General features: G+C 33.8%; 13 protein-coding genes. 12 read left to right on the top strand and 1 reads right to left on the bottom strand.

The features are described from left to right. Window positions 1-41: 41 nt before the first annotated feature. The 11 genes from IMZ31_RS17245 to IMZ31_RS17195 all read left to right on the top strand — a co-directional run bounded on the left by IMZ31_RS17245 (window position 42) and on the right by IMZ31_RS17195 (window position 12333). Window positions 42-1157 carry a DegT/DnrJ/EryC1/StrS family aminotransferase gene (locus tag IMZ31_RS17245; RefSeq protein ID WP_207528485.1) on the top strand — a complete coding sequence of 372 codons (1116 nt, stop codon included), beginning with the start codon at window positions 42-44 and terminating at the stop codon, window positions 1155-1157. Beyond that, a complete protein-coding gene (locus tag IMZ31_RS17240) occupies window positions 1157-1792 on the top strand; it encodes a sugar transferase (RefSeq protein WP_207528484.1) in 636 nt (211 codons plus the stop codon). The genes IMZ31_RS17245 and IMZ31_RS17240 overlap by 1 nt, the downstream gene beginning before the upstream one ends. Beyond that, entirely contained in the window at window positions 1785-2768 is a 984-nt protein-coding gene (locus IMZ31_RS17235; RefSeq protein WP_207528483.1) for an ATP-grasp domain-containing protein, read from the top strand. The genes IMZ31_RS17240 and IMZ31_RS17235 overlap by 8 nt, the downstream gene beginning before the upstream one ends. Then, window positions 2761-3432, top strand: a complete 672-nt coding sequence (locus IMZ31_RS17230; protein ID WP_207528482.1) for an HAD family hydrolase — start codon at window positions 2761-2763, stop codon at window positions 3430-3432. The genes IMZ31_RS17235 and IMZ31_RS17230 overlap by 8 nt, the downstream gene beginning before the upstream one ends. A gap of 27 nt (window positions 3433-3459) precedes the next feature. Continuing rightward, entirely contained in the window at window positions 3460-4632 is a 1173-nt protein-coding gene (locus IMZ31_RS17225; RefSeq protein WP_242705601.1) for a glycosyltransferase, read from the top strand. A gap of 40 nt (window positions 4633-4672) precedes the next feature. After that, the gene (locus tag IMZ31_RS17220; protein WP_207528481.1) at window positions 4673-5830 is read left to right on the top strand and encodes a glycosyltransferase family 4 protein; all 1158 of its coding nucleotides are present in this window, start codon (window positions 4673-4675) and stop codon (window positions 5828-5830) included. 62 nt (window positions 5831-5892) lie between these two features. Further along, window positions 5893-7005, top strand: a complete 1113-nt coding sequence (locus IMZ31_RS17215; RefSeq protein WP_207528480.1) for a glycosyltransferase family 4 protein — start codon at window positions 5893-5895, stop codon at window positions 7003-7005. A 47-nt stretch (window positions 7006-7052) separates the two neighbouring features. Continuing rightward, window positions 7053-8318, top strand: coding sequence for a hypothetical protein (locus IMZ31_RS17210; RefSeq protein WP_207528479.1), 1266 nt, complete (start codon window positions 7053-7055; stop codon window positions 8316-8318). Between the two features lie 84 nt (window positions 8319-8402). Continuing rightward, window positions 8403-9605, top strand: a complete 1203-nt coding sequence (locus tag IMZ31_RS17205; protein ID WP_207528478.1) for a lipopolysaccharide biosynthesis protein — start codon at window positions 8403-8405, stop codon at window positions 9603-9605. Between the two features lie 74 nt (window positions 9606-9679). Continuing rightward, window positions 9680-10684, top strand: a complete 1005-nt coding sequence (gene galE / locus IMZ31_RS17200) for a UDP-glucose 4-epimerase GalE (protein ID WP_207528477.1) — start codon at window positions 9680-9682, stop codon at window positions 10682-10684. Between the two features lie 263 nt (window positions 10685-10947). Then, complete coding sequence (locus IMZ31_RS17195; RefSeq protein ID WP_207528476.1) at window positions 10948-12333, top strand: UDP-glucose dehydrogenase family protein; 1386 nt, start codon at window positions 10948-10950, stop codon at window positions 12331-12333. A 1047-nt stretch (window positions 12334-13380) separates the two neighbouring features. On the opposite strand, the gene IMZ31_RS17190 is transcribed toward IMZ31_RS17195, so the two are convergent. Continuing rightward, the gene (locus IMZ31_RS17190; RefSeq protein WP_242705600.1) at window positions 13381-13890 is read right to left on the bottom strand and encodes an acyltransferase; all 510 of its coding nucleotides are present in this window, start codon (window positions 13888-13890) and stop codon (window positions 13381-13383) included. Window positions 13891-14122: 232 nt separating this feature from the next. On the opposite strand from IMZ31_RS17190, the gene galU reads away from it, so the two are divergent. Further along, window positions 14123-15007 carry a UTP--glucose-1-phosphate uridylyltransferase GalU gene (gene galU, locus IMZ31_RS17185; RefSeq protein ID WP_207528475.1) on the top strand — a complete coding sequence of 295 codons (885 nt, stop codon included), beginning with the start codon at window positions 14123-14125 and terminating at the stop codon, window positions 15005-15007. Window positions 15008-15207 lie beyond the last annotated feature (200 nt).

The raw sequence follows: 15207 nt of genomic DNA, 5'->3' as shown, positions 1-15207 counted from the left end.
AACTCGTTCAATCTACATATAAGGGAAGGAAGACATCAACTATGCCAGAGCGGATTTTCCTTTCATCTCCACATATGAGTGATGAAGGTTATGAAAGACAATTTGTACAAGAAGCGTTCGACACAAACTGGATCGCTCCACTAGGTGAGAACGTTAATAAATTTGAAGAAGAATTAGCTGGAAAAGTAGGATCAAAAGCCGCAGCAGCACTTTCTTCAGGTACAGCAGCGATTCATCTTGCGCTTAAAGCAGCTGGAGTAGGGGAGGGAGACATCGTCTTTTGCCCATCCCTCACATTCTCAGCAACAGCGAATCCAATTATCTATCAAAATGCAACGCCTGTATTTATTGATAGTAATGAAGAAACGTGGAATATTTGTCCTGATGCGTTAGAAGAGGCATTTCAGAAATACCCGGAAGTTAAAGCGGTTATTGTGGTTCACTTGTACGGGTTATCTGCTGATATGGATCGTATCATGGACATCTGTAATCGATATAACGTTACAGTTATTGAAGATGCAGCTGAATCCCTTGGTGGTTACTATAAAGGTCAACAGACCGGCACATTCGGTGACTACGGAATCTACTCTTTCAATGGAAATAAAATTATCACTACTTCAGGTGGGGGTATGCTTGTTTCAAACAATGAGGAACGAGTTCAAAAAGCACGCTTTTGGGCGACACAATCTCGTGACAAGGCTAGGCATTATCAACATAGTGAGCTTGGGTTTAACTATCGTATGAGTAACGTTGTTGCCGGTGTAGGTCGAGGTCAGTTGAAAGTATTGGATGAGCGTGTGGAGAAGAAGAGGTACATCTTCGAGACTTATAAAAAAGAGCTTGGTGATCTTGAAGGTGTTAACTTTATGCCGGTGAATGATTGGGATGAGCCTAACTTTTGGTTGAGTGCGATGACGTTAACTGGGAATGTTCGACCTGTTGATGTGATGGATGCGCTTGAGGAAGAGAATATTGAGTCGAGACCGGTATGGAAGCCGATGCATATGCAGCCTTTCTTTGAGGAGTATGATTTTGTAGGGGCTGGTGTTGCTGAGCGGTTGTTTGAGAATGGGGTTTGTTTACCTTCTGATACGAAGATGGCTGATGAAGATTTGAAACGAGTTATTTCTATTATTAAAGGATTGTGGAATGCATAATGAGAGGCACTGTTTATAACCGTTTTGTTAAAAGACCCATGGATTTTGTATTGTCCTTAATAGCTATTTTATTATTAAGTGTCGTCTTTCTAGTGGTGGCTGTATTGGTCAGATGGAAACTCGGAAGTCCGATTTTGTTCAAACAAGAGCGACCAGGATTAAATGAAAATGTGTTTAAGATGTACAAATTTAGAACTATGACAGATGAAAAGGATGACAATGGTGAACTTCTTCCAGATGATGTACGGCTTACGAAGTTTGGGAAGTTCTTAAGATCATCTTCTGCGGATGAATTGCCAGAGCTTTTTAACATCCTGAAAGGTGATATGTCATTTGTAGGACCAAGACCTTTATTGATTCAGTATTTATCTTTATATAATGACCATCAAAAAAGACGCCATGAGGTTCGCCCAGGCTTGTCTGGTTTGGCTCAAATTAGTGGCCGGAATGCTATTAGTTGGGAAGAGAAGTTTAATTTGGATGTTTATTATGTAGATCATGTGAGTTTTTTGTTTGATTGGAAGATTATTTTTTCTACCGTGAAGAAAGTTTTTGTTAGAGAAGGGATTAACTCGGAGACTGCTGCTACGATGGAGTACTTCGAGGGAAATAAGGGTGAGGATAAAGATGAATGAAATTAATATTTTAATGCTTAGTGCAGGTAGAAGAGTCGAGCTAGTGCAGTGTTTTCAAAACGCTGCAAAGAAACTAGATGTAAAGAGTAATGTAGTGGCTGCTGATTGTTCAGATACAGCTCCAGCTCTTTATTTTGCAGACAAAACTGTAAAAGTCCCCCGTATTGATCATCCTGAATACATTGAGTCTATTATTAAAACTTGTAAAGATGAGTATATTTCCTTGGTCGTTCCAACTATTGATACGGATTTGCTGTTACTTGCTGAAAATAAAAGTTACATTGAGGAAAATACGGATGCGAGAGTACTAATCTCTAACCATAGCGTTATTAGTATTTGTAGAGACAAAATTAGTACTCAGAAGTTTATGGAAGATAACAGATTTGGCGTTCCTAAAATGTATAGTGCTGACGAATTAGAAGATGAAAGTCTAACTTTCCCATTGTTTATAAAGCCTAAATCAGGGAGTTCTAGTGTTAATACTTTCAAAGTGAATAACAAAAAAGAATTATCTATTTATAAGGAATTAATTGACTCTCCTATGGTTCAGGATTATATGGAGGGAGAGGAATATACAGTTGATGTCTTTTTAGACTTTGAAAGTAATGTGATCTCTGTAGTCCCTCGTTTGAGAATAGCGACAAGAGGTGGAGAAATTGCAAAGGGGAGAATTGTAAAAGATAAGCAAATTATTAATGACGTTATTAAACTAATGGAAGTACTTAAACCTATTGGACATATTACTGTCCAATTAATGAAAACCAAAAATGGGATTGAATATATAGAAGTTAATCCTCGTTTTGGAGGTGGAGCTCCAATGAGCATACAGAGTGGTGCGGATTCTTGTGAGTATTTGTTTCGTTTGTTAATGGGTGAGGAACTCGACTTTAAAGATAATTACAAGGAAAATATCACGTTCTTAAGGTTTGATCAAAGTATTATACTGAACAAAAATATGGAGATTAATCATGATTAAAGCGGTAGTTTTTGATTTAGATGACACCTTAATTTCTGAGATGGATTATGTTAGAAGTGGGTATCAGCATATATCTCAGATAATAAGTGATAAGTATTTAAAAAAACAAAGCGAAGTTTACGATTTATTAATAAAACTCTTTAATGAAAGTTCTAAAAATGTTTTTAATAGATTGCTAGATAACATGGATATATCATACTCAGAATCAGATGTTAAGAAGCTTGTTGAGGAGTACCGCAATCATTTTCCAGACATAGATTTTTTTGAGGATGTTGTGCCATGTTTAAATATGTTGAAGTCTCATGGGATTAAAACAGGTATTATTACGGATGGATATGCAAGTGGACAACGTAAAAAGTTGAGTGCTATAAGTGCTGATGCTTACTTTGATGAAATTATAGTGACAGACGAAATAGGTAGGGACTATTGGAAGCCCCATCCTAGAGCATTCGAACTTTTAGTAAGGAAATATGATATTTGCTTTAATGAAATGGTGTATGTTGGTGATAATCCGGCTAAAGATTTCTTTATATCTAGTATTTATCCCTTAAAAACAATTAGAATCTATCGTAATAATGGAATGCATGTAAATAAGAGTTATTTATACAATATAAAAGAAAGTGAATCAATATTTACCTTGAAAGAACTAAATATACAAATGTAAGGATAGAAAAATACTGGGAGAGTATATATGGCGATAGAGATACTATTCAAGATTATATTTTATTTAAGTGGTTTTATTATATTTTGGGCGATGGTTGGATATCCATTATCATTAAAATTTATAGGGGGAGCTTATAAGAATAGGCGAATAAAAAAGGATTATTCTCACGTTCCAACAGTCACTATTATGGTAGTCGCTCACAATGAGGAGCAAGTGATAACGGATAAGCTTAATAATATTATTGAGCTGGACTATCCTCAAGATAAAATTGAATTCTTGATAGCTTCAGATAACAGTACAGATAAAACAAATGAACTTGTAAAACAATTCATAAAAAGTCATCCTGAAAAGAGTATTTGGCTATATGAAGCGAAAGATAGAAAAGGGAAAACAAATGCACAAAATGAAGCTCAAAAGGTTGTTACTACTGAGTATTTAGTGATGACTGACGCAAATTCAATGATGAAAAACAATTCTGTAAAAGAATTAATGGCTTCTTTTACCTCAGAAGATATTGCGTACGTAACGGGAAAACTCACATACGTAAACAATCAGACAACTGATGTAAGTAATGTTGAGTCAAATTATTGGGACAGTGACTTAGAAATGCGTGAAATTGAAGGGAGAATTCAGACAATTACTGCTGGAAATGGGGCTCTCTATGCATGTAGAAGGAAAGACTACTACGATTTTAATCCAATTCAAAGTCATGACACTGCAATGCCTCAACTATTTGCACTAATGGGAAAAAGAGCTATATCTAACCACGAGGCGATCGTTTATGAGAAAGCAGGAGAGGTTATTGAAGATGAATTCAGACGTAAAGTCAGGATGAATAGACTAATTTTAAAACATATTCTCCCGGATTTACGAATTTTGAATTTTCCTAAGTACAAATGGTTTTCTTACTTTTATTTTGGTCACAGAACTTGTCGATATTTACTGTGGATTTCACACCTTTTAATATTTGTATCCAATTTCCTTTTAACAACAACTTCGTGGATATATATATTAACATTTAGTCTACAGGTGTTATTTTATTTATTAGCAGTTGTAAATGTATTTACCAGAAGCAATAATAAATATATGGTGTTGATTTATTACTATTGCTCGACTATTCTCGCTCAATGGGTAGGAGTATTTAGCATTCTCTCTGGGAAAGCGAAGCCATTTTGGGAAAAAGCTGGTAGTACTAGGTAGAAAGTTTTCAAAGTCTATAAAGTGTTTTGGGAGTGACATTGTGAAGAAAATATATGTAGCGACAAAAGGAAGAGGTTTTCTAAAAAACCTCTTTAAATCTGAATTGAAGCATCATAAGTTCATTTATGAAGAAAACAAATTTCATGAAGTGAACTCCACGAAAAAGAAAATGATGGCTAAGATTGCCAAATCCCGTATTGCAGACTACTTAGGTTTAATTCAAAGAATTAAGGTTAACGATGAATCTTGTGATATTGTTTTTAGCTATAATAGATTTTTGAAGTCAAACAAAAACTATGTGATATATTTAGAAAACCCCTTAGCGTTAGTACATTATTCAACAAAAAGGAATAAAGCTCTAATTAGTAAAATCAAATTAAATAAGTATTTAAATGATACTAAATTAAAAGCAATCATATGTATGTCTAAGGCATGTCAAGAGACGATCAGGGATTTCTATGAAATACCTGATAATGTTGAGATTAAACAAATTTACCCCCTGGCTAAAGCTAACGTTTTGACTAGTGAAGAAAGCGTCAAATTAAGTTGTAGGGAACCTGTTATTCAATGTTTGTACATTTCTTCCGATTTTAATTTGAAGGGTGGAAAAGATATATTAGAGGCATTTAACAAGTTGTGGGGGTTGGGGAAAAAAAACATAAAGCTTAATATAATAACTCCTATAAATAAATTGGATAAAGAAACTTTTGAGAAAATTGAAGATAATGATAACGTGAACGTGTTTGATTTTAGATTTAGTAAAGAGGAGCTGTATGAGTTTTACAACACCTCTTGCATTGTGTTAAATCCTTCCAGACAAGACAGCTTTCCACTTGTTATTTTAGAAGCTGTTAAATCAGGTAATGTAGTTATTACCACCGATATATACGGGCTACCAGAAATGGTGGAAGATAATTATAACGGATACTTAACCCAGCCGAGATATAGATTCTTCAATTATAATAACCTTCCAAACGAATTGGTGTGGAATAATCGAGACAACACAATATACTCAGATTATTTAGATGAAAATATTATAGAATTTTTAGTAGATAAGTTAATCTTTTTAGATGAAAATAGAAGTGAATTAGAAAGAATGGCGCTGAATTCTTTATTCAAAGGTGAAAACGGTGAATTTAATGAAGAGTATATTTTAGATAAATGGTCTGAAACCTTTAGTTATGTAGGAAGTGAATAAAATAGCATAAGTGTGAAATATAGCATGGAAAGTTGATAGGCAAGATACAAGGGGTGAGCGAAGTGAATGTTTGTCATATATGTTCAAACTATGACAGTTTTTATATTGATTTTATGGAACAGCAATTATTAGAAGGCTTAGATTTTAGGGTTTTCTACTTTCGTGCGAAAGAGAGAGGATTACCTAATGTTGAAGCTTCCTACTTGGATGTGAGGCTAAATTACAGAAATTGGCATAGGTTGTTATTTCACTTAAAAGAGAGGATCGTCCTTAAAGATTTCTTGAACTTATATGAAAATACTGACTTTGACCTCTACCATGCCCATACATTATTTTCGAATGGCTACATTGCTCTTGAAGCAAAGAAGCGTTGGAACAAACCTTATATTGTTGCAGTTCGTGATGTGGATGTTAATGTTTTCTTTAAATATCAAATCCATCTAAGAAGTTTAGGTCTACAAATTCTAAATGAAGCTGAAAAAATCGTATACCTTTCAGAATCTTATTTAGATCTTATGAATTCAAAATATATTCCGGAGAATTTGCAAGCTGAATTTTCTTCTAAAAGTAGTATTATACCTAATGGTATAAATTCTTTTTTCCTAAAAAACAAATACTATAGGGATGAGTTAGATGAACAGAGCTCCCTAAATATTATTACTGTTGGGTATTTGAGCAAGAGGAAAAATCAACTTGCAGTGTGTGAAGCCATTAAATCTTTAAATGAGTCAGGGATAAAAACAACTTACACAGTTATTGGAAAGGTCTTGGATGAAGATATTTTAGATAAAATAAATGGCTATCATTTTGTGAAATATATTCCTTTTTTATCACGTGAAGATCTTATAAAGGAATATAGAAAAGCAGATATCTATGTAATGCCTTCTATGACAGAAACTTTTGGGCTTACTTATGCGGAGGCGATGACTCAAGGGTTGCCAGTTATATATACAAAAGGGCAAGGGTTTGATAAGCAATTTGAAGAAGGAGTAGTTGGTTATAGTGTAGACGGGAAAGATATTTTTGATATAAAGTCACGTATATTAGATATTAAGAGAAACTATAAAGATATTTCATATAATAGTTATAAGCTTTGTGATAAATTTAATTGGGAAGATATCACAAAGGAATATATGGATATATACAGTAATGTTAAATATGCTAATAAAAAATAATTTGAATGATTAGTAATAGGCTCTTAATGAGAAGGATAGTGAGTCAAATGAATAGTATAAAAAAAGTGATATTATGGCAATTTATTGCAGTATTAGGGTTGAACCTAGCCTATGCTCTTGTTATATCAGATAGATTCAGTTACATGGGTTTTACTTATACTTTTAATTTCCCAAAATTATTAATAGGAACTGTTATTTTAATATTAATGCTTCTATTAAATTATTTCATAAAAGATAAGTTTATTTTTGCTGTATGGAATATTATGTTTACTTATTTATTTGCGGGAGAGGTAATATATTACCAGTATTCGGAGAATTCAAGTATCGTGCAACTCTTAACTATATCTATTACATTAATTTGTTTAATATTAGTTTCTAGGTCAAAGAAAGTATTTACTGACAACAAAAAAATAAATCGTGTTGACCGAATTTTAACTCCTTTGAGTTTAATACTAATTTCTCCATTTATTATACTTTATTATAAGTATATTGACTTAAAAAATTTGTTATTAATAGATGTATACCAAACCCGAGCTCTATTTAGAAACATAAGTATACCATTAACGGGATATATATATGCCCCATTAGTTAGAATTATTTTACCAGTTTTAATTGTGAGGAATATAGAATATAGAAAGTGGTTAAAAGTAACGCTGTTTTTTTCAATGATTGTTTATGTTTATTTATGCGGTGCTTTAAAAAGTGTGTTTATTGGTTTGTTCGCATTGCTACTATTTTATAAGGGGAATTATACGCAGAAAGTTGTTAATTTTCTTAAGTCAATCAGCTTTCTCTCATTTTTTGGCATTGCTTTGGAGGCGATTCTTGGGAATGTGTTTTTGTTAGATAGCTTTATTAGAAGAGTGTTTTTTGTACCTCCTTTTCTAAATAATATATATATAGATCATTTTACAGGTAACCATACATACTTATCTCATTCGCCACTTGGGCTCGGCTTAGTAGAGGATAAAATAGGTGGTTCGCTGTCAATGTATGTCGGTGAAGTTGTAATGGGCTTAGAAGGACTCAACGCAAATGTTGGGGTATTTACTGAAGGGTATGTTTCATTTGGAATACCAGGAAGCATCTTCTTTTCAGTGTTAATTTGTGGAGTATTCTTATTTATAAAAATGATTAAAATATCTCCTAAATACTTTGGTATTGTTTTTGTTTATATATATTATCTAAATACTGCTTTTTTATCTACTTTGTTACTAACACATGGTTTATTTTTCTTTTTAGTATTTAGCGCTTTATTTCTTAGAGAGGGTAATGATAATAAAGAGTTTAATTCGAGTCTAAAAACCTCATAGTATATATTCCACAGCACCAAATTACTGTACTATCGTATAGATAGTTTGCTAATACAACCTTAAATTAGTGGAAGAGGAGCAAGTATGTATAAAAAAATATTATCAGACTCAATATTAAATATTATTGCTGCAGCAGTGCCAATACTTCTGCTTCAACTGATTATTCTCCCTGTAGTTGGTGGGCGTCTAGGTGAAGAAGAATATGGTATAGCAATAACGGTGATTAGTATGGCGACGTTGTTTAGTTTGCCATTCGGAAATGTGTTAAATAATATTAGGTTACTAATGAACCAGGAGTATAAAAAGAATGATGCTGTTGGGGATTTTAAAATACTCTTAACAATAAGCATACTACTAAATACAACAATTATGATTATTGGAACAATATATTTTGAGAAGGGATTCTCTTTTATAAGTGTTCTGTTAGTAATATTATTTTCTGGCCTTAATCTATTAAGAGAGTATTTAATAGTAAGTTTTAGAATAACGATAAATTATAAAGCTATTTTAGTTAACAATATTGTATTAAGTTTTGGCTACTTAATTGGTGTATTATTTTTTTATTTCATCGGGTTTTGGCAATTGATTTATGTTTTTGGAGCAAGTTTTAGCTTGATATATATTATAAGAAACTCTAATTTGATTACTGAACCTTTTGCAATAACAGGTTTATTTAAAAAAACTACATATAAGAGCGTGGTTTTATTTCTGTCCGTACTAATGAAAACTATATTAATGTACGCAGATAAACTGTTGATATTCCCACTACTTGGACCGGCAGCTGTTTCTGTATATTACTCTGCGACATTGATGGGAAAAATAATATCTATGGCTATAACCCCAATAAGTGGAGTTATATTAAGTTATCTTACTAAAGTGGAGAAAGTGAATAATAAAAATTTCCTGATAATAATGTTATTAACCGTAATCATGAGTATTGTTGGTTATGGAATAATTATATTTATTAGTGAGCCTATCTTAAATTTATTATATCCTAAATGGGCCCAAAGTTCGTTGGATTTAATTTATATAACAACGGCAACAGCAATTATGGGAGTAATTAGTTCAATAATACATCCGTTCTTACTTACATTCCAGCATATTAATTGGCAATTATTTATTAACGCAATTAACTTAATAGTATACATAATATGTATAATGGTATTTTATAACTTGTACGACTTAATTGGATTTTGTATAGGAATGTTAATAGCTAGCGTGATAAAAATATTAATAATGCTAGCAGTTTACTTTATGAATACTTTACCTATAAGTGAAAAAGTGTAATAGGTTCATTATTTAAAAATAAGGGATAAATAGAGTTTTTGTAAATTACACCTAGTTTTGAAAGGGGCAAGAATATGAATATTTTAGTTACAGGTGGAGCAGGATTTATTGGATCTCATACTTGTATTTCCCTATTAGAATCAGGGTATTCTGTAATCGTAGCAGATAACTTCTGTAACAGTGAGTCCAAAATACTTGAGAAGGTTATGGAAATTACGGGTAAGAGAGTAATAACCTATGAGATAGATGTTACAAATGAAGAGCAGGTTAATTCAATTTTTAAAAACCATCAATTAGAAGCGGTTATTCATTTTGCAGGCTACAAAGCAGTAGGGGAATCTGTTAATAAACCTTTAGACTATTACTATAATAACATTTTGAGCACCTTGGTAATTGCTAGAGCTTGCCAAATGTATAGTGTAAATAAAATTGTTTTTAGTTCCTCTGCCACAGTATATGGAGATCAAAATTCTCCTTTTGTAGAAGATATGAACTTACTCCCTACCACTAACCCTTATGGGGAAACAAAAGCTATGAGCGAAAGAATACTAATGGATATGTGTGTTTCAGATTCAAGGTTTTCTGTAGCACTTCTCCGATATTTTAACCCAGTAGGGGCTCATTCTTCTGGTTTGATTGGGGAAGAGCCGAGAGGGATTCCAAATAATTTAATGCCATATATTACAAAAGTGGCAAAAGGTGAATTAGAAAATCTAAATATTTTCGGTGACAATTATAGTACTGTAGATGGTACAGGAGTTCGGGATTATATTCATGTCATGGATTTAGCAAAAGGTCATGTAGCTGCTCTCCAAAACAAAAAAAATGGGGCCCATGTTTACAATTTAGGAACTGGTTACGGTACTAGTGTATTAGAAATGGTTAAGGCTTTTGAAGAGGTCAATAATATTAATATTCCATATAAAATTGTTGATAAAAGGTCGGGTGATATTGGAGTGTGTTATGCAGATGTGACTAAAGCTTCAAGGGAATTAAATTGGGAAGCACAACAAAATATAAGGGATATGTGTCGAGATGCTTGGAGATATGAGAAATACCGTAGTAGCGTTAAAGTATAGAAGGAACTAGTATAGGTAGCCTTTTTTTCAATTTGAAGCTAATCTATTGGGCTGCTTGTCCTAAAGAAAACCTAAACTGATATATGACTGATGTTTAAAGATGTTTTTTAAAAATATCAAGATTTTTGAGGGCAAACATTAAATTTTTTTCATTATATTTGTTGAAACTTGATGGTTAATAATTAATCTATTATTTATCAACGTTCAATAAGTGTGAATTAATATAATATTATTTATTTGAAGTTAAGGAAGGAAGTTAGTATATGTTTAAAATTGCTGTTGCTGGAACTGGTTATGTTGGCTTGGTCGCAGGAGTTTGCTTTGCTGAAATGGGACACCAAGTTAAGTGTGTGGATGTAGATGAAGAAAAAGTCCAAATGATGAAGACAGGAGTTTCTCCCATATATGAAGAAGGGCTACAAGAGTTGATGGTGAAAAACTATGCTGCTGGGCGTCTAGAATATACTACAGACTACCAGTATGCCTACCAAGATGCGGATGCAATTTTTATTGGTGTAGGAACACCAGAGAAAGAAGATGGGGCCGCTGATTTATCGTATATCGCTACAGTAGCTCGCCAAATTGCAGAAAATGTTGAAAAAGACTGTCTTATAGTCGTTAAATCGACTGTACCTGTCGGCACAAATGACAAAATTGATCAGTTCGTAAAAGACTTTAAAGCTGAGAACGTCCATATCGAAGTAGCATCAAACCCCGAGTTCTTAGCACAAGGATCAGCTGTGCGTAATACGCTAGAGGCAGAGCGTATTGTCATCGGTACCGAGAGTAAATGGGCAGAAGATCGTTTAAGGGCCATATATGCACCATTCCATTTGCCAATTGTATCAGTTAATCGTCGATCTGCTGAAATGATTAAGTATGCATCTAATGACTTTTTGGCATTGAAAATATCATATATGAATGACATTGCAAATCTTTGTGAACTTGTTGGTGCGGACGTTCAAGATGTGGCGCAAGGGATGAGTTTTGATGAACGAATTGGTAGCAAGTTTTTGAATGCCGGGATTGGCTTTGGTGGCTCTTGCTTCCCTAAGGACACAAAAGCACTTAATTATCTTGCAGAACAAAATAATTATGAACTGAAAACGGTTCGTGCTGCTATTGATGTGAATAAAGATCAGAAAACGAAATTATTTAATAAAGCAAGCAATAGACTCATTACATTTAGTGGACTAAAAGTTGCTGTTCTTGGATTAACATTTAAGCCAGGAACTGATGATTTACGTGAAGCCCCGTCACTTGCAAATGTTTCATTGTTGTTAGAACAAGGAGCAGATATTTACGCCTATGATCCTGTAGGTATAGACAACTTTTCGAAAGTTTTCCCAGAAGGTCGTATCTCAAAAGGGAGTATTACGTATGTAGGTGATCCTAAGGAGGCATTAGAGGGTTCTAATGTATGTTTTTTGCTAACAGAATGGGGAAATATCAAAGAAATTATGCCAATTGAATTTGCAAGGTTGATGAGCACACCACTAGTGTATGATGGAAGGAATATACATGAATTAGAAGCAATGGAGGAAGCGGGGGTGGAGTATCATTCTATCGGACGTAATGCTGTAATTAGAAAAGTACAAAAAGTAACTCAAGAAAAGCAGGGGAGTGTAGAAGTAGCTACATCATATTAATTTTATGTAAGGAAATAGAGCGGGAGTGTGCACCAAAACTGAGTTGATTTATTTCTCTAATGTGATAAATGGATCAACTGTCACTTTATGTTTCGAAGAATTCGCCCCCTCCAGTATTCATTATGGGTTATTATGAATGTAGGAAGAGTGTTGTTCTGATTCAAGGTTTATAGGCTGCAAACGAGTGATGTAGTTATATCGCCAGCTTTCGTTTGCAGTCTATATAACAGTCAACCAGATAAGTTCTTTTGCTTTTTCATCTTAAGATTACTTGTCAAAGACCGTTACCATCGTAGCCTTATAGAAGAAAATGCTTGAAAGATCAAGGAAGAAATGTGGATAACTTATAATATAAAATAGGGAATAGGTTTATCCTACATCAACAAAAGATGCTCTGATTAGATCTTATTGATTAAAAAGTTAAAGCACAATGACTACCTTGATAGAAGATTTAGAGCAATTAGAAGTTCGTTAAAGGTGAAAAGAAAAAGAATCTTAATAAATCATATATAATTGCTAACTGAATATACTGGAAATTTCAGTAGCATTTCCACTTTTATATTTTGCAAGCTCCAAAAACACAATTCTCCAATAAAACAAATTAGTATTCTGGATATTGAAGAACTTGGAAATTGGCATGAAAAAGTCCACTTGCTAATTAATGAATTCAGGTATATTAGCATTGTTTATTTTTTTTGATTTAACAGATTAAAAGTTAGTTAGTATCTACCCGAATAATAAATTATTTATACAAATAAAGAAAAAACACACTTAGGAAGCTCCTATGCTAGTAACTACGATTCCTTAATGAAATAGGTTAACATTGTTGCCTCAAACTTCATTATTATAATTCTTTATACAAATTTTCTTCAGAATATCCTGTATGTCTTTTAGAAGGCTACAACGCATAAATTTACTTATAAGTGTTGTGCCTCATAACTTAAAGTGCGCTGTTTTCCAAAAAAGATTGATTTATCGGATCAATCAGAAATCGGAAGGAATAATAACTTGTTACTTTAAAAAAAGATAGTTATAGCACTTGTCTTATCAATTTAAATCTCGTATTCTCTTGGCTGGCAACCCGGCGTATAGTCCGTTCGGTTCACAGTCTTTGGTAACTAAAGATCCAGCAGCAATTATACATCCATCACCTATTTTGACGCCTGGGAGTATATTTGCCCTAGCGCCAATCCAGCATCCATCTCCAATTTCGATTGGTAATTGCACTGTTTCTCCAGCTCTTTTAAGGCTATTCCCAATATCATGCGTAGATGTACATAGAAGTACTTCCATACCAAATGCACAGTTTTTACCTATCTTTATTCCTGCAGCATTATCAAAGTAACATTTGTAATTAATAAATGTTCCTTTACCGATGTAGATGTTAGGACCGTTAAAAAGACAATTTGGTCGTATTCTAACAGTATTAGTTTTCAAACCCGCCACTCTGTATATGACATACCTCAGTGGAGGTGGAACAAGAAAAGAACCACCTATCCAGTTTACGATTGTATCGTGTACTATTCTTTTAGACATTTCTATTATTCTTTTTTTCACCCAAATATGCCCCCTGATGCATATGTAATAAATTTAAATTTACCACTTAATTATAGTAAATTCAAGAGGAGGCAAAGCACGAGAACGATGCCTCCGCCGCATCCTTTCTCAAAGATGTACTAAAAATGGCATGTGGCGTCCCGTTAATTAATAGACTCGGAAGTTTTTTTAGCATTGTTTATTAATAACTAAATAAACTATAACCAGATATAATTTGAGAGGAGTAAGGAAGATGGAAAAAGTAAAAAAGGCGATTATACCTGCTGCAGGTCTTGGAACACGTTTCCTCCCAGCGACAAAAGCGATGCCTAAAGAAATGCTACCCATAGTAGACAAGCCAACTATACAATATATAGTAGAGGAAGCAATTGAATCTGGAATTGAAGATATCATTATCGTGACGGGGAAAGGTAAACGCGCTATCGAGGATCATTTCGATTTTACATTTGAGCTCGAAGATAACTTAATAAAGAAAGAGAAGTTCGACTTACTTGAGAAGGTGAAAAAGCCTTCCAAAGTAGATATCCACTATATTCGTCAAAAGGAACCAAAGGGTCTTGGCCACGCGGTATGGTGTGCACGTAAGTTTATCGGAGACGAGCCGTTTGCTGTATTACTTGGTGATGATATCGTTCGTTCCGATAATCCAGGCTTGAAACAGTTGATGGATCAGTATGAACAAACCCATTCATCTGTAATAGGTGTACAAACCGTTCCGGATGAAGAGACCCATCGTTATGGTATCATTAACCCCGAGAAACAAGAAGGCCGCCGTTACCAGGTGAGTCACTTTGTAGAAAAGCCTGAGCAAGGTACGGCACCTTCTAACCTAGCCATTATGGGACGTTATATCCTAACACCAGAGATTATGTCGTTCTTAGATAAACAAGAAAAAGGCGCTGGTGGAGAAGTGCAGTTAACGGATGCAATTGAGAAGTTAAATGATATCCAGCGTGTATTTGCTTATGACTTTGAAGGTAAGCGTTTTGACGTAGGGGAGAAGAGTGGATTTATTAAAACAACAATTGAAATGGCACTTGAGAATGAAGAATTAAAAGATGACATGCTTGCTTTTATGGAGGAGCTTGTTCAAAAACATTCGAAGGTGAATGTGTAATAGATAAAGAAGCGCAGAGACAATTTTTGCGCTTCTTTTTTATGGGAGGAAGCTTCTTTTCTAAGTGAATTGTTTTGAATAAAGCGCTAGAACCGTACTCGCCTCTCCTTTCTGTTTAAAATGATTTAGATTAAATACAGAATACCTATCTGGAAGTACCACGGGGAAGGGTCCCTTGGCACACATCGTGAGGGGGAAGT

The organism is Pontibacillus sp. ALD_SL1, assembly GCF_017355605.1.
Note: the sequence above shows the minus strand (reverse complement) of the source record. Positions and strands in the feature narration are given on the sequence as shown.